This is a genomic window from Streptomyces sp. NPDC001493 (assembly GCF_053597235.1).
Window position 1 is genome coordinate 16,984 of the sequence record NZ_JBSFHV010000041.1, and the last position, 20,944, is coordinate 37,927.

19 protein-coding genes and 1 riboswitch are annotated in these 20,944 nt (G+C 73.4%); of the genes, 7 read left to right on the top strand and 12 right to left on the bottom strand.

Features of this window, described 5'->3' with window-relative positions; genetic code table 11:
- Window positions 1–32: 32 nt before the first annotated feature.
- Genes ACWCWD_RS34940 through ACWCWD_RS34975 form a run of 8 tightly spaced genes read right to left on the bottom strand, consistent with a single transcriptional unit; the run spans window position 33 to window position 9,621 of the window.
- A complete protein-coding gene (locus ACWCWD_RS34940) occupies window positions 33–1,193 on the bottom strand; it encodes a GNAT family N-acetyltransferase (protein WP_450779334.1) in 1,161 nt (386 codons plus the stop codon).
- Complete coding sequence (locus ACWCWD_RS34945; RefSeq protein WP_450779336.1) at window positions 1,190–1,879, bottom strand: lipopolysaccharide biosynthesis protein; 690 nt, start codon at window positions 1,877–1,879, stop codon at window positions 1,190–1,192. Before ACWCWD_RS34945 ends, ACWCWD_RS34940 begins: the two co-directional genes overlap by 4 nt.
- On the bottom strand, window positions 1,876–3,006 hold the full coding sequence (locus ACWCWD_RS34950; RefSeq protein ID WP_450779338.1) for a glycosyltransferase: 1,131 nt from the start codon (window positions 3,004–3,006) through the stop codon (window positions 1,876–1,878). Before ACWCWD_RS34950 ends, ACWCWD_RS34945 begins: the two co-directional genes overlap by 4 nt.
- Entirely contained in the window at window positions 3,003–3,815 is an 813-nt protein-coding gene (locus ACWCWD_RS34955; RefSeq protein ID WP_450779340.1) for a polysaccharide deacetylase family protein, read from the bottom strand. The genes ACWCWD_RS34950 and ACWCWD_RS34955 overlap by 4 nt, the downstream gene beginning before the upstream one ends.
- Window positions 3,805–5,595, bottom strand: coding sequence for a murein biosynthesis integral membrane protein MurJ (gene murJ, locus ACWCWD_RS34960; protein WP_450779342.1), 1,791 nt, complete (start codon window positions 5,593–5,595; stop codon window positions 3,805–3,807). Before murJ ends, ACWCWD_RS34955 begins: the two co-directional genes overlap by 11 nt.
- Window positions 5,592–7,001 (bottom strand): O-antigen ligase family protein, encoded by a 1,410-nt coding sequence (locus ACWCWD_RS34965; RefSeq protein WP_450779344.1) that lies wholly within the window; start codon window positions 6,999–7,001, stop codon window positions 5,592–5,594. The genes murJ and ACWCWD_RS34965 overlap by 4 nt, the downstream gene beginning before the upstream one ends.
- Before the next feature lie 2 nt (window positions 7,002–7,003).
- Window positions 7,004–8,494, bottom strand: coding sequence for an exopolysaccharide biosynthesis polyprenyl glycosylphosphotransferase (locus ACWCWD_RS34970; protein WP_450779346.1), 1,491 nt, complete (start codon window positions 8,492–8,494; stop codon window positions 7,004–7,006).
- Complete coding sequence (locus ACWCWD_RS34975) at window positions 8,491–9,621, bottom strand: glycosyltransferase family 4 protein (protein WP_450779348.1); 1,131 nt, start codon at window positions 9,619–9,621, stop codon at window positions 8,491–8,493. The genes ACWCWD_RS34970 and ACWCWD_RS34975 overlap by 4 nt, the downstream gene beginning before the upstream one ends.
- Before the next feature lie 816 nt (window positions 9,622–10,437).
- Here ACWCWD_RS34975 and ACWCWD_RS34980 point away from each other — a divergent pair.
- Window positions 10,438–11,457 carry an endonuclease/exonuclease/phosphatase family protein gene (locus tag ACWCWD_RS34980; protein WP_450779350.1) on the top strand — a complete coding sequence of 340 codons (1,020 nt, stop codon included), beginning with the start codon at window positions 10,438–10,440 and terminating at the stop codon, window positions 11,455–11,457.
- Window positions 11,458–11,546: 89 nt separating this feature from the next.
- Complete coding sequence (locus ACWCWD_RS34985; RefSeq protein ID WP_450779352.1) at window positions 11,547–11,849, top strand: hypothetical protein; 303 nt, start codon at window positions 11,547–11,549, stop codon at window positions 11,847–11,849.
- A 40-nt stretch (window positions 11,850–11,889) separates the two neighbouring features.
- On the opposite strand, the gene ACWCWD_RS34990 is transcribed toward ACWCWD_RS34985, so the two are convergent.
- Entirely contained in the window at window positions 11,890–12,537 is a 648-nt protein-coding gene (locus tag ACWCWD_RS34990) for a nitroreductase family protein (protein WP_450779354.1), read from the bottom strand.
- Window positions 12,538–12,744: 207 nt separating this feature from the next.
- On the opposite strand from ACWCWD_RS34990, the gene ACWCWD_RS34995 reads away from it, so the two are divergent.
- Complete coding sequence (locus ACWCWD_RS34995) at window positions 12,745–13,227, top strand: MarR family winged helix-turn-helix transcriptional regulator (RefSeq protein WP_450779356.1); 483 nt, start codon at window positions 12,745–12,747, stop codon at window positions 13,225–13,227.
- Between the two features lie 41 nt (window positions 13,228–13,268).
- Window positions 13,269–13,354, top strand: a riboswitch (ZMP/ZTP riboswitch).
- Between the two features lie 48 nt (window positions 13,355–13,402).
- Window positions 13,403–14,236 carry a bifunctional 5,10-methylenetetrahydrofolate dehydrogenase/5,10-methenyltetrahydrofolate cyclohydrolase gene (locus ACWCWD_RS35000; RefSeq protein ID WP_450779395.1) on the top strand — a complete coding sequence of 278 codons (834 nt, stop codon included), beginning with the start codon at window positions 13,403–13,405 and terminating at the stop codon, window positions 14,234–14,236.
- A gap of 51 nt (window positions 14,237–14,287) precedes the next feature.
- On the opposite strand, the gene ACWCWD_RS35005 is transcribed toward ACWCWD_RS35000, so the two are convergent.
- Complete coding sequence (locus ACWCWD_RS35005) at window positions 14,288–16,174, bottom strand: ABC transporter ATP-binding protein (protein WP_450779358.1); 1,887 nt, start codon at window positions 16,172–16,174, stop codon at window positions 14,288–14,290.
- A 277-nt stretch (window positions 16,175–16,451) separates the two neighbouring features.
- Here ACWCWD_RS35005 and ACWCWD_RS35010 point away from each other — a divergent pair, with 277 nt between their 5' ends.
- Window positions 16,452–17,246 (top strand): SDR family NAD(P)-dependent oxidoreductase, encoded by a 795-nt coding sequence (locus ACWCWD_RS35010; RefSeq protein ID WP_450779360.1) that lies wholly within the window; start codon window positions 16,452–16,454, stop codon window positions 17,244–17,246.
- 71 nt (window positions 17,247–17,317) lie between these two features.
- Window positions 17,318–18,001: a ribonuclease H family protein gene (locus ACWCWD_RS35015; protein WP_450779362.1), complete on the top strand. Its 684-nt coding sequence runs from the start codon at window positions 17,318–17,320 to the stop codon at window positions 17,999–18,001.
- Window positions 18,002–18,485: 484 nt separating this feature from the next.
- Here the strand turns inward: ACWCWD_RS35015 and ACWCWD_RS35020 are convergent, their stop codons facing one another.
- Window positions 18,486–18,863 (bottom strand): ArsR/SmtB family transcription factor, encoded by a 378-nt coding sequence (locus ACWCWD_RS35020; protein WP_450779364.1) that lies wholly within the window; start codon window positions 18,861–18,863, stop codon window positions 18,486–18,488.
- Window positions 18,864–18,958: 95 nt separating this feature from the next.
- Between ACWCWD_RS35020 and ACWCWD_RS35025 the strand changes: the two genes are divergently transcribed.
- The gene (locus tag ACWCWD_RS35025) at window positions 18,959–20,209 is read left to right on the top strand and encodes an MFS transporter (protein ID WP_450779366.1); all 1,251 of its coding nucleotides are present in this window, start codon (window positions 18,959–18,961) and stop codon (window positions 20,207–20,209) included.
- Between the two features lie 79 nt (window positions 20,210–20,288).
- Here the strand turns inward: ACWCWD_RS35025 and ACWCWD_RS35030 are convergent, their stop codons facing one another.
- Entirely contained in the window at window positions 20,289–20,936 is a 648-nt protein-coding gene (locus tag ACWCWD_RS35030) for a ScbR family autoregulator-binding transcription factor (protein ID WP_450779368.1), read from the bottom strand.
- Window positions 20,937–20,944 lie beyond the last annotated feature (8 nt).

Below are 20,944 nucleotides of genomic sequence, written 5' to 3' on the forward strand. Positions count from 1 at the left end.
GGGAAGTTCTGGGTACAGCTCCGCCGGATGGCTCAGCGCCCCACCCCCGTCAGCGCGGTGAACCGCTCGTGCCAGTCCCGCGCCGCGGGGAAGCGCGCCTTCACCGCCTCGGCCGCCCGGTCCCGCGCCGCCACCTGGGCCGCACGCAGCCTCAGCAGCGGTTCGAGTCCCGGCCGGGACAGCAGCAGCCGCTGGTTGACCACCGAGACCGGCTGCCAGTAGCTCTTGTACTGCTCCGCGCCGCGCAGCAGACTCAGCGTCCGCCGCCCGTCGGCAGCCGCCTGCCGCGAGACCTCGCGCAGCAGCAGGGTCGCCACGTCCACCTTCCGCTCCCGCAGCAGCGGGTGCGCGCCGTACAGGTAGCAGCCCGTCAGCGGACCCGCGTGCAGCGACAGGTTCGCCGCCAGCACCTCCCCGTCCAGCAGGAACTCCGTGAGCGTCGCCCCGCCGTCGCGGACCATCCGCCCCGCGGCGTGCGTCAGATGAGCCGCGAAACGGGGACGCAGATGCTCGGGGTTGACCCCCCGCCCGCTCCACTGCAACGCGTGCAGCCGCAGCAGATCTCCCACGGTCGCCGGAACCCGCTCGACCGGGACCTCCCGGCACACGACGCCCAGCGCCTCCACCTTCCGGAGCTTGGCCCGCACCCGCTGGGCCCGGGAGCCCGACATCTCCTGGGCCAGCGTGGCGAGCGGCGCGGCCGGCAGCTCCATGCAGGTGGAGTCCGTGAGCCGGACGCGGGGCCCGGTCCACCCGGCGAAGAGCCGCTGCGCCAGGGCGTCGGGGCGTACCTCGCGCAGGTCGACCACGCTGGAGCGGGCGGCCCGGTGGAGCCCTCGCGCCAGGGCGTCGACCACCGACCCGGTCTCCGCCTCCCCGGGCTCCTCGTCGACGAGGATGTCGAAGAAGTCCGAGATCGCCCCGCCCATCGGCATCAGCACCGGCATCGGCCGGTGGGCGAGCAGCAGCGCCGCGGCGCCGGACAGCCGACCGCCGCGCCGCACCAGGACGACCCGGAGATTCGCGTCCTGCCCGTACGACAGCCACCAGGAGTGCAGCCAGGCGTGACTCTGGAACGGCGTGGCCGACGGGCAGCGGCGGTGCAGGGCGTCCCACTCGGGCGCGAGCGCGGCGAACTCCCGGCCGTCCCGGCAGAGCGTCACGCTCAGGGAGCCCTTCGGCGAGGGGGTCATCGCGCGGGCTCCCGGTCCTCGGGCACCAGGGACTCGGCCTCGTGCGCCGGCCCGGGTACCGGGGCGGCCTGAGCCGGGGTCAGGTGTTCCTCGGGGCGACGGCGGACGAGGAGCAGCAACCCGCCGACGAGCCCGCCCGCGCTGCCGCCCACGGCCGCGGAGAGCGGCACGGAGGGCGAGGCCGGGTCGCTCGGCGCGACGGCATGGGTGAACTGGATCAGCTTCACCCCGGTGTCCTTGGAGACATGGCCCCCGCTCACGATGAGGGCCTCGACGACGGCGTCCGCGATCTCGGCCGCCTGCCGGGGCCGCCCGGCCGTGCCGGTGACCGCGATCATCGGCGAGTCGGGGGAGGTCTCCGCACGGACGTGGCCCCGCAGCTTCCGCAGGGGTTCGCCCGCCGCGCCCTGCGCGTAGCCGAGGGTCGCGTCGCCGGTCGCCAGCCGGCCGTACGACTGCGCGTACCCCAGCGCTGCCGCGGGGTCGGTGGTCTTCGTCGCCGCGACGGTCATCGCGTACCCGGTGGCCTCGTAGGTCTTCGGCGTGAACACGCCGTAGGCGATCCCGCAGGCGGCGCCCAGCAGGGCACAGGCGGGCAGCGGCCACCAGACGGGCGGACGGAGAGCGGAGCGGAGCCTGCGGGTCCGTCCGGGCGCGGCCTGGTTCTGGGCGGGGGTTTCGGTCATGACTCTGCTCTTTCCAGGGGACGGGACGTGGCGAGGACGTGGCGGTACACGTCCATGAGGTGATGACTGCTGCGCCGGATGTCGTACGCGGCGACGGCGGCGGGCGGAGGAAGACGCTGGGGGCCGAGATCCGCCAGACTCCGCAAGGCGGAAGCGAGTTCGGCGGGATCGCCGGAGATCCGGCGGGCGCCCGGGGCGCTGCCGGCGGGGAGGTCGTCGAGCGCGGGACAGGCCTGGTGCAGCACGTGCAGACCCGACGCGAGCGCCTCCACGACGGCCAGCCCGAACGACTCCTCGCGGGAGGCGGAGACGAACACGTCGACCGCGCCGAGCACCGCGGGCACGTCCGGGCCGGGCCCCGACGCGCCGCACGCTCCGAGGAACCGGACACGGTCCGCCGCGCCCAGCCGCTCGGCCAGGGCCCGCAGCGACGCGAGCTCCGGCCCCTCCCCGGCGAGCACCAGCCGCGCGCCCGGCAGCGCCGCGACGGCCCGCACCAGCACGTCGAACCGCTTGCCCGGCACCAGCCGCCCCACGCCCCCGACCACGAAGACGTCCTGGGGAAGGCCGAGGAGGGCACGGGTGGCGCGCCGGGACTCCGCGTCGAACCGGAACGCCCGCGCGTCGATGCCGTTCGGCACCAGATGGATGCGTTCCTCGGGCACGCCCCACTCCCGCAGCCGGCCGGCCACGGTGGGGGAGACCGCGACCGTCGCGGACCCCAGCCGTTCCGTACCCAGGTAGAGCGCGCGGGTGCCGGCGGTCAGCGGGCGGCCCTCGATCTCCGCGTGCCCCAGGGAGTGTTCGGTGGACACACCGGCGCGGACCCCGGCCAGCCTCGCGGCGATCCTCCCGTAGACGCAGGCCCGGTAGAGATGGGTGTGCACGAGGTCGTACGCCCCCTGGCGCACGAGCCGGGTGAGCCGGCCCACCGCTCTCAGGTCGCGGTTGCCCGCCATGCCGAGGTGTGTGACGCGCACCCCGTCGGCGCGCAGCCCTTCGGCCACCGCCCCGGGGTTGGTGAGCGTCACCACGTCGCATGGGACCGGCAGATGACGGATCATCAGACGCAACTGCTGTTCCGCGCCGCCGATTCCCAGGCCCGTGATGACATGCAGGACCTTCATCGGCGGACCTCCGCGAGCGGACCCGAGGGCACCGGTCCCGAGGGAGTGCGGCCCGCCCGGTGGCGCATGTGGTGCCGCAGTTCCTTCGCGCGCAGTCGCAAGCCCTGGTCGGCGTGGCTGACATGGGTGCGCGGCAGGGCGAACTCGCCAACCAGAGTGCCGGGTTGCAGGGCGCAGCCATACGTGTACCCGGCCTCGCGCACCGAGTCGAGCACCCGCTGGTCGGCGTAGCCGTACGGGTGGCAGAAGCCCTCCGGGAAGGTCCCGGTGAGCTCCCGGACCAGCTCGCGGCTGCGCCGGGTCTCCGCGTGGAGCTCCTCGTCGGGCAGTGCCGTCAGGTCCCGGTGGTAGAGGCCGTGGGAACCGATCTCCATTCCGGTGCGCGCGAGCCGGCCGATCTGCGCGTGGGTGAGGAGCGGCTTGCGCGGACCCTTCGGGTCCCACTCGTTGGTTCCGCCGTCGCGGCCCGGCAGGACGAACACGGTGGCGGTGAAACCGTACCGGCGGAGGACCGGCAGGGCCTCGTCCATGAAGTCCGCGTAGCCGTCGTCGAAGGTGAGGCCCACCAGTCCCCGCCTGCCCTCGGCGTGCGCGCGCAGCAGGGTCCCCACCGCCACGCCCGTCAGCCGGCGGCTCCGCAGCCAGGCCAGCTGGGCGTCCAGTCGTCCGGGGGAGACGGTGATCCCGTACGGGTCGTCCGTGGGGTCGCCCACCGAGTGGTAGGTCCAGATCCACGGCCGGGCGGCGGCGGCCGGGCGGGGGCGGGCGGAGCGGGGTGCGGCGACTCGCGCCCACGGGTCAGTTGCCATGGATGAACCTCTGTCGGGTCAGGGCCAGCAGATGGACGACTTCGGGAACCCGGCACACGCGTCCGGTGAGGAGGAAGGCGGCGGGTACGAGCACGCATCCCGCCGCGAGGCCCAGGAGGGGGTCGGTGACGACGCCCGCCGACGCCCAGCCGGCCGCGGCGGCGACGGCGGCCGGCACCGCCAGGCGCAGCAGGGAGAGGCTCACGGCCCGTACCTCGATGGCGACCACCCGGGAACCGAGCCCCTGGAGGAGGAGCGCCGCCGTGACGGTGATGCCCACCGCGTTCGCGGCGGCGATGCCGAGAACGCCGTAGGAGTACGTCACGGCGAACCCGGTACCGGTCGTCACGACCAGCCCGGTCGCCATCGCGAAACCGGGGTACCAGGTGGGGCGCCCGGAGGAGAAGAACGGCCGGCCGAGCGCACCGACCAGGCAGTGGCCGAGGAGGCCGAGCGCGTAGACCCGCATCACCTCGGCGGTGGCCCGGGTGTCCTCGGCGCCGAACGCCCCGCGCTGGAAGAGGACTTCGATGATCTGTGGGGCGTACCCGATGACCATCGCGGAGCCGAGCAGGACCACCAGCGCGGCCAGCGCCAGATCGCGTTCGACCCGCAGCCGGGCGCTCTCCCGGTCGCCGTCCGCCATCGCCTGCGCGACCACCGGGAAGGTCACCGTGCAGATCATCAACGACAGCACCATCGGCATCTGCGCGACCTTCTGCGCGTAGTTCAGATGCGAGATGGAACCGGCGGGCAGCGTGGAGGCGAGGAACCGCTCGACCAGGACCTGCGCCTGACGGCTCACCACGAAGAGCAGCACGGGCGCGAGGACGGCGGCTCCGGGCAGTCGCGGGGCGGAGCGGGGCATGCCGGACACGGCGGTGCCGTCGGCCTTCTGGAGCTCCGGGCGCTTCGAACGCCCGCTGTGCTCGCGGGTGAGGACCCGGGAGCAGAAGGAGGGGACCTGGACCAGGACCATCAGTACGCTGCCGGCCGCCACCCCCACCGCCGCGGCCCGCACCCCCCACACCGAGTGCAGCCCCAGGGTCATGGCGATGATGCCGACGTTGTACGCGACGTAGACGGCGGCCGGAGGGCCGAAGCTCCCATGCGCCCGCAGCGCCGCACTGAAGTATCCGGTGACCCCGAAGGTGAGCACGGTGACGGCGGTCAGCCGGGTGCAGTCCACGGCCAGCCGGGGATCCGCCAGCCCGGGAGCCAGCATGCCGACCACCCAGGGAGCGCCCGCGAACAGCAGCGCGGCGCCCCCGGCCAGCAGGGTGAAGAGCCTCGGGAGCGTTGCCGCCACAAAGGCGCGGACCGGCTCCTCGGGGGCACCGAACGGCCCGGCGGGCCCGGCCGGGGCCGCCCGGCGGGCGAGCACCTGGCTGAACGCCGGGACCAGCAGCAGCGCCATCCCGTCCTCGATCAGCAGCGTCGCCGCCATCTCCGGGACGGTCCAGGCGACCAGGAACGCGTCGCTGTCGCCGCCCGCACCGAAGAAGTGGGCGACGGTCTGGTCGCGCAGCAGCCCCAGCACGGCGCCGACCAGCGTCAGCCCGGCCGTCGCCGCGGCTGCGCGCGCCAGGAACCGCGACAGCACCGGGGAGGTCCGAAGCGGTGCCGCCTCCGCGGTGACGACGGCGTCACCCGCCGGCCCCCCGGCCACCGGCGACCCGGGCTCCGGGTGGGGTGCCCGGCGGGGCGCCGCCACTCCGGGCCCGTCCGCTCCGGGTGGCGGCCCGGCGGAGGGGCCGGCGCCGGTCGTGGTGTCGCTCACGCGCCGGCCGCCTCGTCCGGAACGCTCAGCGCCCACCACGCGCCCAGTCCCAGCACGACTCCCGTGAGCACGGTCGTGGGCCCGCCGATGTCCGCGTACAGGAAGTCGATGGTCTGCCACACCACCAGCCCCACGGCCACCAGTCCGCAGTCGATCGCGCCGGCCCGCCGGCGGCGGGCGAGGAAGAGGGCGCGCACCGACGCCACGAGGACCGCCAGCCAGCCGCCCACGACGGTGACGAACCCGATCAGTCCCTGCTCCCCGAGGACCAGCAGATACATGTTGTGCGGGGACAGCAGGGCCTGCCTGCGGAACTCCTGGCCGGCCCCCTCCGTGTCGCTCCCCGAGGACAGGCCGATCGAGGCGTGGCCGTCGCGGAACTCCGGGAAGCCCTTGAGCCCGACGCCGGTCGCCGGCCGCTCCCGCCACATACTCCCTGCGGCCTCCCACAGGGAGTACCGGTCGTTGACGGACCGGTCGGGGGCCCGCGCCACGTCGGTGACGCTGGATAGCCGCTCCCGGACCATGTCGGAACCGATGCCGAACCCGCCGACGAGGACCACCGACAGCGCGCCCAGAACAAGCAGCGACCGGGTCGCCGTGCGCCGCCCGGTCAGCACCACCACCGTGAGCGCGGCCAGCGCCGTCGCGATCCACGAACCCCGGCTGAAGGAGACGGCGAGGGCCACGACCAGCCCGGCGGTGACGACGAGCGCACAGGGACGCAGCCAGCGGCGCACCGGGGCGGGCGGGCAGAGCGCGTACGGCACGGCGGCGAGCAGCCCGTACGCGACGACCGTCGCCATGCCCATGATGTCGCCGGGGCCGAACGTCCCGACCGCGCGGACCTCCTCGCCCATGTAGGAGGCACCGGTGCCGGTGGCGAACTGGCGGACTCCGACGAACCCCTGGACCACGGCGAGCAGGACGAGCGCCGCGGTCAGGAGCCGGAAGCCGCGGGCGTCCCGGATCGTCAGGCACACGGCGAGCGGCACGAGGACGAAGACCTGGAGGTAGCGGACGAAGCCGGGGAGCGCCGCCACCGGATCCGAGGCGGTGACGGTCGCCACGGCGAACCCGGTGACCGCCAGTCCGGCCACGAGCACCGCGCCCGCCGGCAGGGGGCGTACCCGCCGGGCCAGCAGCCGCCCCAGGCAGCACAGCACAGCCACGCCCGACGCCAGGTCGGCCGGAAGCGCCCCTCGGGAATCGGGAGTTCCGGCGCCGGGCACGGGGAGGGCCAGCAGCAGGACGGTAGCCACCAGTGGCAGCAGGGTCCAGAGGTCCAGCGTCCCGGCGGGCGGTGCCGCCTTCACCGGAGAGGCCGGTGGGGCCGGTGGCGCGGCGGGCGCGTGCGACGCGACGGGGGCGGGGGCGACCGGGGCGTCGGTCGTGGGGGGTGTCATGCTCAGCTGCCTCCGCACCGGAAGAGGGAGAGGACGGTGCGGGCGAGCACGCACACGTCCTGCCAGAGTGACCAGGTCTCGATGTAGCGGTTGTCGAAGCGGGCGCGGTCCTCGATCGAGGTGTCGCCGCGCAGACCGTTCACCTGGGCGAGCCCGGTGATGCCCACGGGCATCCGGTGGCGCGCCTGGTATCCGGGGTGAATGGTGCTGAACTGGGCCGCGAAGAAGGGGCGTTCGGGGCGAGGGCCGACCAGGCTCATGTCCCCGCGCAGCACGTTCCACAGCTGCGGCAGCTCGTCCAGGGAGGTCCGGCGGAGCGTCTTGCCGACCGCGCTCATCCGCCGGTCGCCCGCGACGTTCCACCGGGTCGCCGACTCGTGGGCGTCGGCGGGCCGGAGCGTACGGAACTTCAGGAGGGTGAACGGCCGTCCGTGCAGGCCGAGTCGCTCCTGACGGAAGAGCACCCCGGGCCCGTCGCAGAGCCGCACCGCGCACGCGCAGGCCAACAGCGCGGGGGAGGCGGCCAGCAGGGCGACGGAGGCGAGGGCGATGTCCATCGCGCGCTTGACCGCGTGGGAGAGGGGACGCCGGCGCGCGGCGAGCAGACGGTGCGCGGAGTACCCCCACAGATGGTCCGGACGTGCGGGCCGGTGCTCCGGCATCGCGCCGGTCGCCGGAGGCTCGATCAGCCACATGCGGCAGCCGTGCCCGGTGAGGAGGGCGAAGAGGTCGGTGCCCTCGGGGGTCGCCGCCGGGTGCTCGGTGAACAGCACGTGCCCCACCCGCTTGCGTACGACGGTCCGGCCCACCTCCTCCCGCGTGCGCAGCACCGGAGTCCTGCCCGCCGCTCCGTCGTCCGCCGCCGGGCTCCCGTCCGCCGCGCGCAGCACGACCCGGCCCACGGCCCGCAGGCCGTACTCGGTGCGGTCCCGCAGGGCGGTCGCGGCACTCCGGGCGAGCGGCCCGGACCCCACGACGAGGGCCGGCCGGGGGTGGCGGGCCGCGGCGCGCGCGCCGGCCCGGTACAGCACACCCCGTGCGACGCAGCAGAAGAGCGTCTGCACCCCCACCGCGCAGAGCAGCGTGGTCCAGCCGATCGCGTAGCGGGTGTCGTACGTGGTGAGGGTCTCGGCGGTCACGAACCACTGGAGCAGCGTCAGCCCGAGGACCGCCGGGAACTCGGACGCCGCGGAGCGGGACAGCCGGGGCCGGTACAGGCCGCGGGAGGAGTGGAGCAGCAACTGGGCGGCCGCCTGGGCCGCGAAGACCACGACCGGCCAGCGGGGGGCGGGACCCACCGCCGGGGCGAGGCACGCGACGAGCCCGTCCGCACCCACGAGCAGCACGGTCAGCCGGTGCCGGCCGACCTGCCGGACGACCGGCTCGGAGTAGCGCCGGACCGGGCCGCCGCGTGGCCGATGGACGGTGGAAGAAGCAGGGGGCAGCGTGGTCCCCCGGGCAGTGCCCGGGAGTGATGCACTCTCCGTCGTCATCGCTCGGTCCGCTCTCTCGTCGTGGTGCCGGACGGGTGGACAAGTTCCTGGTAGAGGTGGTTGACCTCTGCGGCGGTCCTGCGCACGTCGAAGACCGCACGGGCGTGGAGCTGGGCGGCGCCGCCGAGTTCCGTACGGAGCGCGGGGTCGGACAGGAGTGCGGTGAGCGCGGCGGCCAGGGCCGCCGGGTCGTCCGGCGGGACGAGGCAGTGGGCGTCCTGTCCGGGCGGCAGGCTCTCCCGGGCGCCGGCAACGTCGGTCATCACCACCGGTCTGCCGCACGCCATCGCCTCCAGCGGCGCCAGGGCCATGCCCTCCCACCGCGAGGGCAGGACGACGACGTCGGCCGCGTGGATCCAGGGGCGGACATCTTCGGCCGCTCCGGCGAACAGCACGTCCGCCGGGGCCGCTTCGCGCAGCCGGGCCTCCTCGGGCCCGCTGCCCACCAGGGCGAGGCGGCCCGCCCCGGGACGCATCGCGCGCCACGCCTCCAGCAGGACGTCCTGGCCCTTCTGCCGGCTCAGGCGGCCGACGCAGACCAGCAGGGGCGGCCCGGCGGGGAGACCGAGGGCCGTTCGGGCGGCGGCGCGTTCCTCGGGCCCGGCCGGCCGGAAGCGGTCGAGATCGATGCCGTTGTGGATCACCGACCAGTGGGCCGCGATGCCCGCCCGCTCGCCCGCCCGGCGCTCGCAGTCGCTGACGCAGAGCACCCTGTCCGCCCAACGGGCCCCGAAGCGCTCCCACTTCACCGCGGAAGCCGCGGTCCCTCCGCGTACCGCCTCGAACGACCAGGCGTGCGGCTGGAACACGGTCGGAATCCTGCCGCGTACCGCCATCCGGCCCGCGAGGCCGGCCTTCGCGCTGTGCGCGTGCACCAGATGCGGGCTGTGCTCCCGGACCAGGGACCGGGCTCCGGCGATCTCGCGGGCCAGCCCGAGGCCGGGGTCGCGTACGGCCCGCCATCCGTGGACCTCCGCCCCCGCGGCGGACGCCAGCGCGGCCAGCGGGCCGTTCGGCGGGCACCCGACGACGGGCCGGAGTCCGGCGCGGACCTGCGCCCGCACGAGATCGACGACGACCCGGGCGACGCCGCCCTCCACAGGCTGAACGAGATGAAGGATCTTCAACAGAATTGCTCCGGGGTGACGTTCTCGCGGCGCCTTCGGCGGTTTTCGTACGCACCCCCCCACACGGCCGGTCGGAAATTCTCATGACCGATCGAGAAGGTGTGTACGTGCGTTCTGTGTGGTTTCCGGTGAGCGGTCCTGGGCGCGCTCACCCTTCCGGGCAGGGTTGTTCGTGTCGCGCTTTCGCGCGAGAGTGGAAAATGAGTTAAACCGAACTGCACTTTGACAGACAGTCAGCCGGAATGCGTGGATGACTCGCTCGTGCGACCGGCCGCGCCGGACCCGAATGCCGCACGTCGCTGACCTGTCCGCGTGCTCGGAGCGCCGGGATCCCGCATGAGCGGAAACGTTCCGGCGGAATGTGGGGAGACGCTTCCTCACCCTTTCGTCCCAAGGGCGTTCCGCTTGTTCGCCCGGCCTTTTCGTGCAGGACCTTCCCGACGAGGCCCTTTCCGCGAGAGGGGTGCGGGAAAGGGGCCGCGCACAGGGTGCTGTTCGCACTCGTGGCCTTGACCGTGCCGCGTGCCGTCGAGCCGGTCCGTTCGGCCGAACGTCCCGGCCGTCGATTCGGGATGGAGCTGTCCAGAAATTCCACCGCTCACGACGGAGTACCGGCCCCAGCGGAACCGGAAGGAGCCCGGACGCGTCGTTCTCCGGTGCGACCCGCAAGCGGAGTCCGGAGCCGTACGCCGGGACACCCCACGCTCTGTTCCGGGCTCCGCCGATCTCGTACGACCCCAGGGTCTCCCGCCCGGATCATGGTGGGTTCTCGGGGCCCGCGCCGGCCTGATCCGAACGGAAGACCCCAGGAGAACGATGCAACCGGCAGAGACCCCCGCTCCCGCGCCCCCGGGCGTATCGCCGGCCGTCCCGGCCGTCCCGGCCTGCCGGAGGTGGTACAGCTCCGGGCGGGGGAAGACGGGGGCCGCGCTCGCCGCGGTGGTGGCCGCGCTGCTCGCCGCGCCCCGGCTGGTCCCCAACACCCCCGGCCGCATGGGAAGTCTGCTGGAGACCCTGCTGCCCTGGCTCGGCCTCGCGGTGCCGGTACTCCTCTGTGCCGGGCTGCTGAGGAGAGCGCCGGTGGCCGTGGTGGCCGCGCTGCTGCCCGCCCTCGTCTGGGGCGTCCGGTTCGGCGGCCTCTTCCTCACGGGGACGGACGACTCCGGCGCCCTGGTCGTGGTCCAGCACAACGTCAGTGACGAGAACGCCGACCCGGAGGGGACGGCGGCGGCCCTGAACCGCAGCGGGGCGCGGATCGTCGCGCTGGAGGAACTCACCCCGCAGGCCCTGCCGGTGTACGCGCGGGCGCTCGCGTCGCGCTTCCCGTACCACGGAGCGAGCGGCACGGTGGGGCTCTGGTCGGCCTATCCCCTGACGGACGTGCACCCCGTGGACATCCGGCCGCACGGCATCGCCGAGGGCTGGAACCGGGGCCTGAGAGCCACCGCGCACACCCCGCGCGGCGACCTCGCCGTGTACGTCGCCCATCTGCCGTCCGTCCGCCTCGGCGCGACCGGCCTGCGCTCCGGCCCCCGGGACGAGAGCGCCGCCCTCCTCGCCACCGCGATCCGGGACGAACCACTGGCGCGGGTCCTCCTGCTCGGCGACTTCAACAGCACCGTGGACGACCGGGGACTCGGCCCGCTCCGCGCGTACCTGGACGCCCCCGGGTCCGGAGTCGCGTTCAGCTTGCCCGCGTCCTTTCCGGTGGCCCGTATCGACCAGGTCCTCGCGCGGTCCGTCCGCGTCACCGGCATCCGGACCCTCCCCGCGACCGGCAGCGACCACCTGCCCGTGGCCGCGTACGTCGACCTCGGGGGCGCGGGCGCCGAGTAGCCGTACTCATGCGGACGGAAGCCGTCCCGCGGGCCGCCCTGAGTACGCCGGCGCATCCGAGGGCCCGGCGCCGCCGGTGGGATGGGACCATGCCCAGCGAATCGCGCCCCCGCCCCCGCCCCCGTGTCCGCGTCCGCCACGTCACCGTGGCCGGTTCCGCCCTGGCCGGGACTCTCCTCCCGTTCGTCGCCGGTGTCCTGCTGGCGAAGGCGGCCGCTGGCGATCCGATGACCTCGGTGAACGCCCTGTTCACCCGCACCGGACCCGGCAGCCCGGTTCCGCCCTCGCAGTGGCGCGGCTGCGGCCGTGCGGTGCTGCGCCGGAGCGGGGAGGGCCGCGCGATGAGCGGCGCCGTCCGGCTCGCACGCGCGGTGCGGGCCGGACGGGACTGACGAGGGACCCGAGTCCGGGCAGGGGGCGGGGCCGGCGGTGCTACCAGCGCTGCCAGTGCAGGACCTGGTCGCGGGGGACCCGTCGGGCCGGCTTGAAGTCGGTGCCGATGGTGTGGGCGAGGGGCAGGAACGCGGCGAGCATGACCTCCTCGTACGGAACCCCGAGCACCTCGGCGAGCTCCCGCTCCAACGGTCCCTGTGCGGTGGTCCAGACCGTGCCGAGCCCCCGCGCGCGGGCGGCCAGCATGAAGCTCCAGACGGCGGGGAGGATCGAGCCCCAGGTCCCCGCCTGTTCGACGACGGACGCGTGGTCCGTACGCCCTTCGACCGCCGGAATGACGAAGGCGGGCACCCGGTGGATGTTGTCGTGGAGGTGGCGCAGCCCGTCGTAGACCTTCTCCATCGAGCCGGGCCGCACGTGCATGCGTTCCAGGTCCCGTCTGCCCAGCGGTGCAGACTCGTTGACGGCGAGCGAACGCCGGAACAGATCCGCGACCAGCGCGCGCCGGTCGGGGTCGGTCACCACGAGGAAGTGCCAGCGCTGCCTGTTGCGGCCGGTCGGTGCCTGTGTCGCGAGATCCACGCACTCCTCGATGAGGGAGCGGGCGACCGGCCGGTCCAGGTCGAGCCGTCTGCGTACCGCGCGCGTGGTTGACAATAACTGATCAGGTGTCAGGTCGAGAGTCACGAGTTCCTCGATCCGTCGGTGATGGGATCACATCAACAGGCCATTTTTCATGTCGAGTTGAGGTTCATCATGCTCCAGATGGTCTGTGTCCAGACGGTCTTGGTGCAGATGGAAGGTGAGCATACGAGGGGTGGGTGCGGGGGTCAAACAATCGGTGGCCAGATGATTCCCGTACCCTGTGAGCCGCAGGACGAGGAAGGAACACCCATGCCGCACCGTGGCGTCGACACCGCGCAAGCCACCTACTTCCCGCGACTCGCCGAGGAGCGGCTCGACATCGCGCTCTGCCGCGCCTCCGCGGCCGTCGCACGCGCCGCGGAGGGGGATGCGGACGAGCGGGGCCTCGGTGTCGGCCCCCATCTGGTGCTGAAGATGCTCGCGGAGACCGGCCCCTGTTCCCAGCGTGTGCTCGGTGAGCAACTGCGCATCGACCGCACGGTGATGGTGGGGATCTGTGACGGACTGGAGCAGGCGGGCCTCGTGCGCCGGGAGCGGAACGTCACCGACCGCCGCGCCTACGCCGTCACCCTCACCGCCCCCGGGCGCAGACAGCTCGCCCGGGCCGAGGAATCGGTCCCGGTGTTCCTGGACGAGGCGTTCCAGGCGCTGACGGTTGCCGAACGCCGGCAGCTCTCCCGGATCCTCGGCAAGCTGCTGGCCCCCGCTCCCCGGTCCGAAGGGCGCGGCTGACCGGGACCGGGGACGTGGGGCGGCCCCATCGTCTAGGGTGACGAGCGGGCCGTGACTGGCGTTCAGGTGGAGTACCACCGGGGAGCGGCCTGACACCTTGTCGCTGCCGTACGCCTGGGCACTCCACCGTGAAGCTCAGGAGCAACACGTGGCCCGGACACAGACAGCCCGCCTCATGGACGGCACCGCCCTAGCCCGGCGTACCGTCGAAGCAGCCTCGGCCTCGGCGGCCGCCATCCGGCGGCGGACGGGGACGGCGCCCTGCCTCGCGACGGTACTCGTCGGCGAGGACCCCGCGTCGGTGACCTACGTACGGATGAAGCGCGCCCGGTGCGAGAAGGCCGGCATCGAGTCGCGGCACGTGGCCCTGCCCGCCTCGATCTCCACCGCCGGGCTGGTCGAGGCGGTCACGGAGCTCTCCGAGGATCCGGGGGTGCACGGCATCCTGCTGCAGCATCCGGTGGGCCCCCACATCGACGAGCGTGCCGCGTTCGAGGCGATCGCGCCGGAGAAGGACGTCGACGGCGTCACCATGCACTCCTTCGCCGCCATGGGATTCGGCCTGCCCGGCTTCGTCTCCTGCACCCCCGGCGGGATCATGCGGCTGCTCGACGCGTACGAGGTCGACCTCGCCGGCAAGCACGCCGTCGTCGTGGGGCGGAGCGCGATCCTCGGCAAGCCGGCGGGCCTGCTGCTGCTCGGCCGGGACGCGACGGTGACGTACTGCCACTCGCGCACCACCGACCTCTCGTCGCACCTGCGGGAAGCCGATGTGCTGATCGCCGCGGTCGGCAGACCTCGCTTCATCGCGGGGGCGGACATCAAGCCCGGGGCCGTGGTGATCGACGCGGGGTACAACCCGGGCAACGTCGGCGACGTCGACTTCGAGTCCGCCGCCGAGCGGGCCGGGCTGATCACGCCGGTGCCCGGCGGTGTGGGCCCCATGACGATCGCCGTGCTGCTCGACCAGACGGTCCGGGCGGCGACCCACCAGCTCGGCCTGGGCTGACGCGGCCGGCTTCCGGGCCGTACGCCCGGAAGCCGCCGCCGCAGCGCCCGGTCACCCCACCGCGTGCGGCGCGGTGTCCGGGCGCTCGAACTGGGTGCGGTACAGCTCCTCGTACCGTCCCCCGGCGGCGAGGAGCTCCTCGTGGGTGCCGCGTTCGACGATCCGCCCCGCCTCGACGACCAGGATCTGGTCGGCCGCGCGCACCGTCGAGAGCCGGTGGGCGATCACCAGCGCCGTCCGGCCCTCCAGGGCCTCGGCCAGAGCCTCCTGGACCGATGCCTCCGAGGTGGAGTCGAGGTGCGCGGTCGCCTCGTCGAGGATCACCACGCGCTGACGGGCCAGCAGCAGCCTTGCGATGGTCAGTCGCTGGCGCTCGCCGCCCGAGAGCCGGTAGCCGCGCTCGCCGACCACCGTGTCCAAGCCGTCCGGGAGCGAGGCGACCAGCCCGTCGAGCCGCGAGCGGCGCAGGGCGTCCCAGATCTCGTCCTCGGTGGCCTCCGGCCGCGCCAGCAGCAGGTTGGCCCGGACCGACTCGTGGAAAAGGTGTCCGTCCTGGGTGACCATGCCGATCGTCTCGCGCAGCGAGTCGGCGGTCAGGTCGCGGACGTCCACGCCGTTCAGCCGGACGGCCCCCGCGTCGGCGTCGTACAGCCGGGGGAGCAGCTGTGCGATCGTCGACTTGCCCGCCCCCGACGAGCCGACCAGGGCGACCATCCGGCCCGGCCGCGCCGTGAAGGACACGTCGTGCAGCACCTGGGCGCCGCCCCGGTCGTCGAGCGTGGCGACCGCCTCCAGCGACGCGAGGGAGACCTTGTCGGCGGACGGGTAACCGAACGAGACGCCGTCGAACTCCACCGAGACCGGCCCGTCCGGCACCCGTCGTGCGTCCGGCTTCTCAGCGATCAGCGGCTTCAGGTCCAGGATCTCGAAGACGCGCTCAAAACTGACCAGGGCGCTCATCACCTCCACCCGCGCGCCGGCGAGCGAGGTGAGCGGGGCGTACAGACGGGTCAGCAGGAGGGCCAGCGAGACGACGGCACCGGGTTCGAGCGTGCCCTGCTGGGCGTAGTGGCCCCCGAGCCCGTAGACCAGCGCGAGCGCCAGCGCGGAGACCAGGGTGAGAGCGGTGATGAAGCCGGACTGCGCCATGGCCGTCCGGACGCCGATGTCCCGCACCCGCAGCGCCCGGGCCGCGAACTCGGCGGACTCGTCGGCGGGCCTCCCGAACAGTTTCACGAGGGTGGCGCCCGGCGCCGAGAAGCGCTCCGTCATCTGCGTCGCCATCGCCGCGTTGTGCGCGGCCGCCTCCCGCTGCAGCGACGCCATCCTGGCGCCCCGGCGACGGGCCGGTACGACGAACACCGGCAGCAGCACCAGGGCGAGCAGCGTGATCCGCCAGGAGATGCCGAGCATCACGGCGAGCGTCAGGACCAGGGTCACGACGTTGGCGACCACGCCCGAGAGGGTGTTGCTGAACGCCCGCTGCGCCCCGATGACGTCGCTGTTCAGGCGGCTCACCAGCGCACCCGTACGGGTACGGGTGAAGAAGGCCACCGGCATCCGCTGGACGTGGTCGAAGACGGCCGTCCGCAGGTCCAGGATGAGGCCCTCGCCCAGGTTGGACGACAGCCAGCGGGTGAGCAGCCCGAGGGCTGCGTCGGCGAGCGCGATGAGCGCGATGAGCAGCGCGAGACGGACGACGGTGTCGCTCCGGCCGCCCCGTACGATCGCGTCGACCACCTTGCCCGCGAGGACCGGCGTGGCCACCGCGAGCAGGGCTCCCGCCACACTGGCGGCCAGGAACCGCACCAGCCGGCGCCGGTGCGGGCGGGCGAATTGGAGGATGCGGCGCAGGGTCTCCCGGGAGAACGGCCGGCGGTCGCGCTCGGCGTTCATCACACTGTGCAGCGACGACCAGGCGGTGAATTCCATGTCCATGCAGGGGCTCCGGGTTCTTCCGACCGACGGACGGCCCGCTGGGGGCCCGTAGGACAGGAAAATAGGACCTCAACCATTGTTGAGGTCAAGCGGGTTCATCGTCGCGCCCGCCGCCGGTCCCTGTCGCGCGGACGCGCCGGGGCCCCGTTCCGGTACGGACCGCGCGCGCCCGCCGGTACCGGACCGCGCGCCCCGCTCCGGAAGCGGTCCGCCCGGCGCGGTGCGACGGTGGACACGGTGCCGCTCCGGCACCCGAACCGGCGGAAGGGACCACGAGGTGCGTATCGACCTGACGGGCAAGAAGGCCGTCGTCACCGGATCGTCGCAGGGGATCGGCCTCGCCATCGCCTCCGGCCTCGCCGCCGCCGGAGCCTCGGTGGTGCTGACCGGACGCGACGCGGACCGGCTGGAGTCGGCGACGCGGACCCTGCGCGACGGGGTACCGGACGCGGACGTCGAGAGCGTCGCCTGCGACCTGGTCACCGAGGAAGGGGCCGAGCGGCTCCAGCAGGCCGTTCCCGAGGCCGACGTGCTCGTCAACAACCTCGGCATCTTCGGCGCCCGCCCGCCGCTGGAGATCACCGACGAGGAGTGGCGGACCTACTTCGACACGAACGTCCTCAGCGCGGTCCGGCTGATCCGCCGCTATCTGCCCGGAATGACCGGCCGGGGCTGGGGGAGGGTGCAGAACATCGCGAGCGACTCGGCGATCGTCATCCCCGCCGAGATGATCCATTACGGAATGTCCAAGACCGCGTTGCTCGCGGTCTCCCGGGGTTTCGCCAAGGAGGCGGCGGGAAGCGGGGTGACGGTCAACTCGGTGATCGCGGGCCCGACCCACACCGGAGGCGTCGAGAAGTTCGTGTACGAACTCGTGGACGAGGACCTGCCCTGGGACGAGGCGCAGCGCGCGTTCATGCGTGTGCACCGGCCGCAGTCGCTGCTCCAGCGCCTCATCGAACCCGAGGAGATCGCCAACCTGGTGGTCTACCTCAGCTCGCCCCAGGCCTCCGCCACCACCGGTGCGGCGGTCCGGGTGGACGGCGGGTACGTCGACTCGATCGTGCCCTGACCGCCGCGGGGGCCGGTCCGGTGCGGTACGCGCGGCCGGAGCCGTCCCCGGGGGCTGGCATGATCGGGGGTATGGACGAGAGCATCATCGCCGCGTGTGACGGGGCGTCGAAGGGCAACCCCGGGCCTGCCGCCTGGGCGTGGGTGGTCGCGGACGCGCAGGGGCGACCGCAGCGCTGGGAGGCGGGACCGCTGGGCACCGCCACCAACAACGTCGCCGAGCTGACCGCCCTGCGCTCGCTGCTGGAGTCGACCGACCCCTCGGTGCCGGTCGAGGTGCGCATGGACTCGCAGTACGCGATGAACGCCGTGACCAAGTGGCTGCCGGGCTGGAAGCGCAACGGCTGGAAGACCTCCGGCGGCAAGCCGGTCGCCAACCAGGAGCTGGTCGTCCGCATCGACGAGCTGCTCACCGGCCGTGCGGTGCGATTCCAGTACGTTCCCGCCCACCAGGTCGGCGGGGACCCGCTCAACGCGCTGGCCGACCAGGCCGCGAGCGAGGCGGCGGTGTCGCAGCTGCCCGCCGGTACGGCCCACGGGACGGCCGCCCTGCCCCAGCCCGCCCCGTCCCGCGCGGTCAAGAGCGCGCCCGGGAAGACGGCGAAGGCATCCACCGGCGGAGCCCGTACCGGGGCCACGATCCGGGCGAAGTTCGCCGGGCGGTGCCGCTGCGGCAAGCCGTACGCGGCGCAGGAGATGATCGCGAAGAACCCGGTGGGCTGGGGCCACCCGGAGTGCCGCACCGACGCGGCCTGAGCCGATGCCCGGCCCGGCGGCCCACCGCCGGGCCGCCGCCGCACGCGTGGTCCGGGACGCCCGTCGGGCGCCCCGACCCGCGCATCCAGTGGGCCGGGTGGTCCGAGTGATCGGGATGGTCCGCACTCGTGCGTCGAGTGGTCCGCTTCTCCACGACGAGGCCGCTTCTGTGTGGCGCGTCGTTCCCCCGGGTACGTAACCCGGGTTCCCCCGACCTCCCCGTGAGGTCCCTGGTTCCAGCGAGGCCCCCGGCTCCAGTGAGGCCGCCGGTCCCTGCGAGGCCCTTGGTCCGAATGAGACCTCCGGCCCCCGGTCCCTGCGAGGCCCCCGCCGGCCGGCGCGTCCCTGGGCCGCGCGCCCCGGCGCCCGGCGTGCGCGCCGGGGCGCGGGCGGTCCGGTCGGGCCCCGGCGCGTCCCTGGGCCGCGCGCCCCGGCGCCCGGCGTGCGCGCCGGGGCGCGGGCGGTCCGGTCGGGCCCAGCCCGCTCAGGCCCCGGGTGTCCAGGCCGCGACCAGCTCCAACAGGCCGGGGAACCGGGCGTTGAGATCGTCGACGCGCACCTGGCTGCGGCGTTCGAGTCCGTACTGGCGCTGGCGCGTGACCCCCGCCTCCCGCAGTGCCTTGAAGTGGTGCGTGAGCGACGACTTGGGCCGGTCGAGGCCGAACCAGCCGCAGGTGTGGTCGAAGCGCTCCGACTCCAGCAGGAGCTTCTGGATGATCGTCAACCGCAGAGGATCGCTGAGCGCGCCGAGCACGGTTTCCAGGCGCAGCTCCTCGACCGCCGGTTCCGGGAGAGGTTCGGGCAGGTCAGGGGGTTCGGGGAGCACCCTGATGACGGGGTTGGCGCCCGTGGCCGAAGGCATAGGCAACTCCTTATGACGTGATTCCTATGTACGAGTTCAATCGTACTGCATGCTAAGTTCGACTCAACTCGTACTTGAGAGTCGGGAGGAACGTCATGTCCGAGACTCGGACCACACCTGTCCAGGCGGTCGACGCAGGAGGGCAGAACGGCACCGCCGGGGCCGGTGCCCCGTTGTGGTGGGTGTGGCTGGCCGCGTGGCCCGTCACCGCGGTGTTCGTGCTGTCGAACGCGGCCACGCCGCTGTACGTGCTGTGGCAGCGCGACATCGGATTCTCCAAGGGCACCCTGACCGTGGTGTTCGCCTTCTACATCGTCGGTCTGCTCGGATCGCTCCTGGTCTGCGGAGTCGTCTCGGACCGGCTGGGGCGCAAGCCCGTACTGCTCCCCGCGCTGGCGCTCGGACTCGCCGCCTGCCTGATCTTCGCCACCGCCTCCTCCGTGGCGGCGCTGATCGTGGCGAGGCTGTTCACCGGGATCGCGGTGGGTGCGGTCGTCTCGGCCGGCATGGCGGCGGTGACCGACGTGGCGGGGCCCGAGCGCAAGCGGATCGCCGCTCTGCTCGCCTCCTGCGCGATGGTCTTCGGAGCTGGGCTCGGCCCGCTGCTGGCCGGTGTGCTGTCCGAGACGCTGCCCGCCCCGACCGTGACCGTGTTCGTGGTCGAGGCCGTGGTGCTGGCCACCGCGGTGCTCGTCGTGACGCGCATGCCGGTCCGCCGTCCCGTGGCCCCCGCCAAGGGAGCCTGGGTGCGGGTGCCCGGGGTCCCGCGCGGCAACGGTCGTGAACTCACCCTGGGGATCGCCGTGTTCGCGCCCGGTATCACCGCGACGTCGTTCGTGCTGTCGCTCGGCCCCTCGCTGTTGTCCGGTCTGCTCGGTACGACCAGCAGGATCGTCGCGGGGGCCATGGCGTTCGCGATGTTCCTCACGGCCACCGGTGTGCAGTTCGCGGTGCAGCGGCTGAGCCGTCCGGCCATCCTCATGGCGGGTGCGGCGAGTACGGCCGTGAGCATGATCACGCTGATCGTCGCCGTGCACACCTCGTCGGTGACGGTCCTCATCGCTTCCGCGCTCCTCGCCGGCGCGGGGCAGGGGATGGGCCAGCTCGGCGGACTGTCGCTGCTCAACTCCAGCGTCCCGCCGAGGCATCTGGCGGAGGCCAACGCGGCGCTCAACGTGGGGGGTTACATCCTGGCCGGCATCCTTCCGGTCTCCGCGGGTTACCTCAGTGACGCGGTGGGGCTGACCAACGGGGCGACGACCTTCGGCGTGGTGCTGCTGGGCCTCGCGATCGCCGGAGGCCTGGTGGTCGTCGGCAGCCGGAACCGGGTGGCGCGGCGCGCCTGACGAAGGGCCCTGGACGAACGTGCTCCCGGTCAGTGGTGCACCGCCGACGGCGGGGGTGTACCACTGACCGGGAGCATTCTCATTCGGAGCGGATCGCGCGGAACAGCAGAGCGCTCAGCGACTGCCAGCGACGCACGACGTCCGCCCGGCCGTTCAGGACGTCGGACACGTGCTGGGATCCGAAGAACGCGGAGACCAGGGAGCGCGCGGCCTCGTCGGGGACGACGCCGGGGCGCAGTTCGCCCGCGTCGAGGGCGGAGGTCAGCAGGGACTCGAGAAGAGAGATCCAGTCGACGTACGGGGTGGGCAACGCGGCGTCTATGTGCGGCCGTTCGATCTGCAGTCGGGCGCCGGCCTGGACGATCACGTCGTTCTCGAAAGCGTGGGCGACCAGTTCCAGCATGCGCGCGGCGGTGTCGATCGGGCCGAGGCCCTCGCCGTTGACCTCGTCGAGCAGATGCGGCCAGCGTGCGTAGTGCTCCTCGACGATCGCCACCGCGAGTGCTTCCTTGGTCGGGTAGTGGAAGTACACCGCCCCCTTCGTCATCTCGACCCTGTCGGCCACGTCCTTGACCGAGGTCTGCTGGAAACCGCGCTCGCTGAAGAGCTCCGCGGCTCCGATCAGCACGCGCAGACGCGTGCGGGCCGAGCGTTCCTGCTTGGGGTCCGAACCTCTTCTGGTGGGGATCGCCAGGGAGGCGAAGGCTGTGGACTGCGGCTCTGGCACGGAAACCG

What these genes read in the sequence shown, in the direction of transcription:
- ACWCWD_RS34940 (WP_450779334.1), bottom strand. Translation starts at nt 1,193, where the DNA reads ATGACCCCCTCGCCGAAGGGCTCCCTGAGCGTGACGCTCTGCCGGGAC.
- ACWCWD_RS34945 (WP_450779336.1), bottom strand. Translation starts at nt 1,879, where the DNA reads ATGACCGAAACCCCCGCCCAGAACCAGGCCGCGCCCGGACGGACCCGC.
- ACWCWD_RS34950 (WP_450779338.1), bottom strand. Translation starts at nt 3,006, where the DNA reads ATGAAGGTCCTGCATGTCATCACGGGCCTGGGAATCGGCGGCGCGGAA.
- ACWCWD_RS34955 (WP_450779340.1), bottom strand. Translation starts at nt 3,815, where the DNA reads ATGGCAACTGACCCGTGGGCGCGAGTCGCCGCACCCCGCTCCGCCCGC.
- ACWCWD_RS34965 (WP_450779344.1), bottom strand. Translation starts at nt 7,001, where the DNA reads ATGACACCCCCCACGACCGACGCCCCGGTCGCCCCCGCCCCCGTCGCG.
- ACWCWD_RS34970 (WP_450779346.1), bottom strand. Translation starts at nt 8,494, where the DNA reads ATGACGACGGAGAGTGCATCACTCCCGGGCACTGCCCGGGGGACCACG.
- ACWCWD_RS34980 (WP_450779350.1), top strand. Translation starts at nt 10,438, where the DNA reads ATGCAACCGGCAGAGACCCCCGCTCCCGCGCCCCCGGGCGTATCGCCG.
- ACWCWD_RS34985 (WP_450779352.1), top strand. Translation starts at nt 11,547, where the DNA reads ATGCCCAGCGAATCGCGCCCCCGCCCCCGCCCCCGTGTCCGCGTCCGC.
- ACWCWD_RS34995 (WP_450779356.1), top strand. Translation starts at nt 12,745, where the DNA reads ATGCCGCACCGTGGCGTCGACACCGCGCAAGCCACCTACTTCCCGCGA.
- ACWCWD_RS35000 (WP_450779395.1), top strand. Translation starts at nt 13,403, where the DNA reads ATGGACGGCACCGCCCTAGCCCGGCGTACCGTCGAAGCAGCCTCGGCC.
- ACWCWD_RS35005 (WP_450779358.1), bottom strand. Translation starts at nt 16,174, where the DNA reads ATGGACATGGAATTCACCGCCTGGTCGTCGCTGCACAGTGTGATGAAC.
- ACWCWD_RS35015 (WP_450779362.1), top strand. Translation starts at nt 17,318, where the DNA reads ATGGACGAGAGCATCATCGCCGCGTGTGACGGGGCGTCGAAGGGCAAC.
- ACWCWD_RS35020 (WP_450779364.1), bottom strand. Translation starts at nt 18,863, where the DNA reads ATGCCTTCGGCCACGGGCGCCAACCCCGTCATCAGGGTGCTCCCCGAA.
- ACWCWD_RS35025 (WP_450779366.1), top strand. Translation starts at nt 18,959, where the DNA reads ATGTCCGAGACTCGGACCACACCTGTCCAGGCGGTCGACGCAGGAGGG.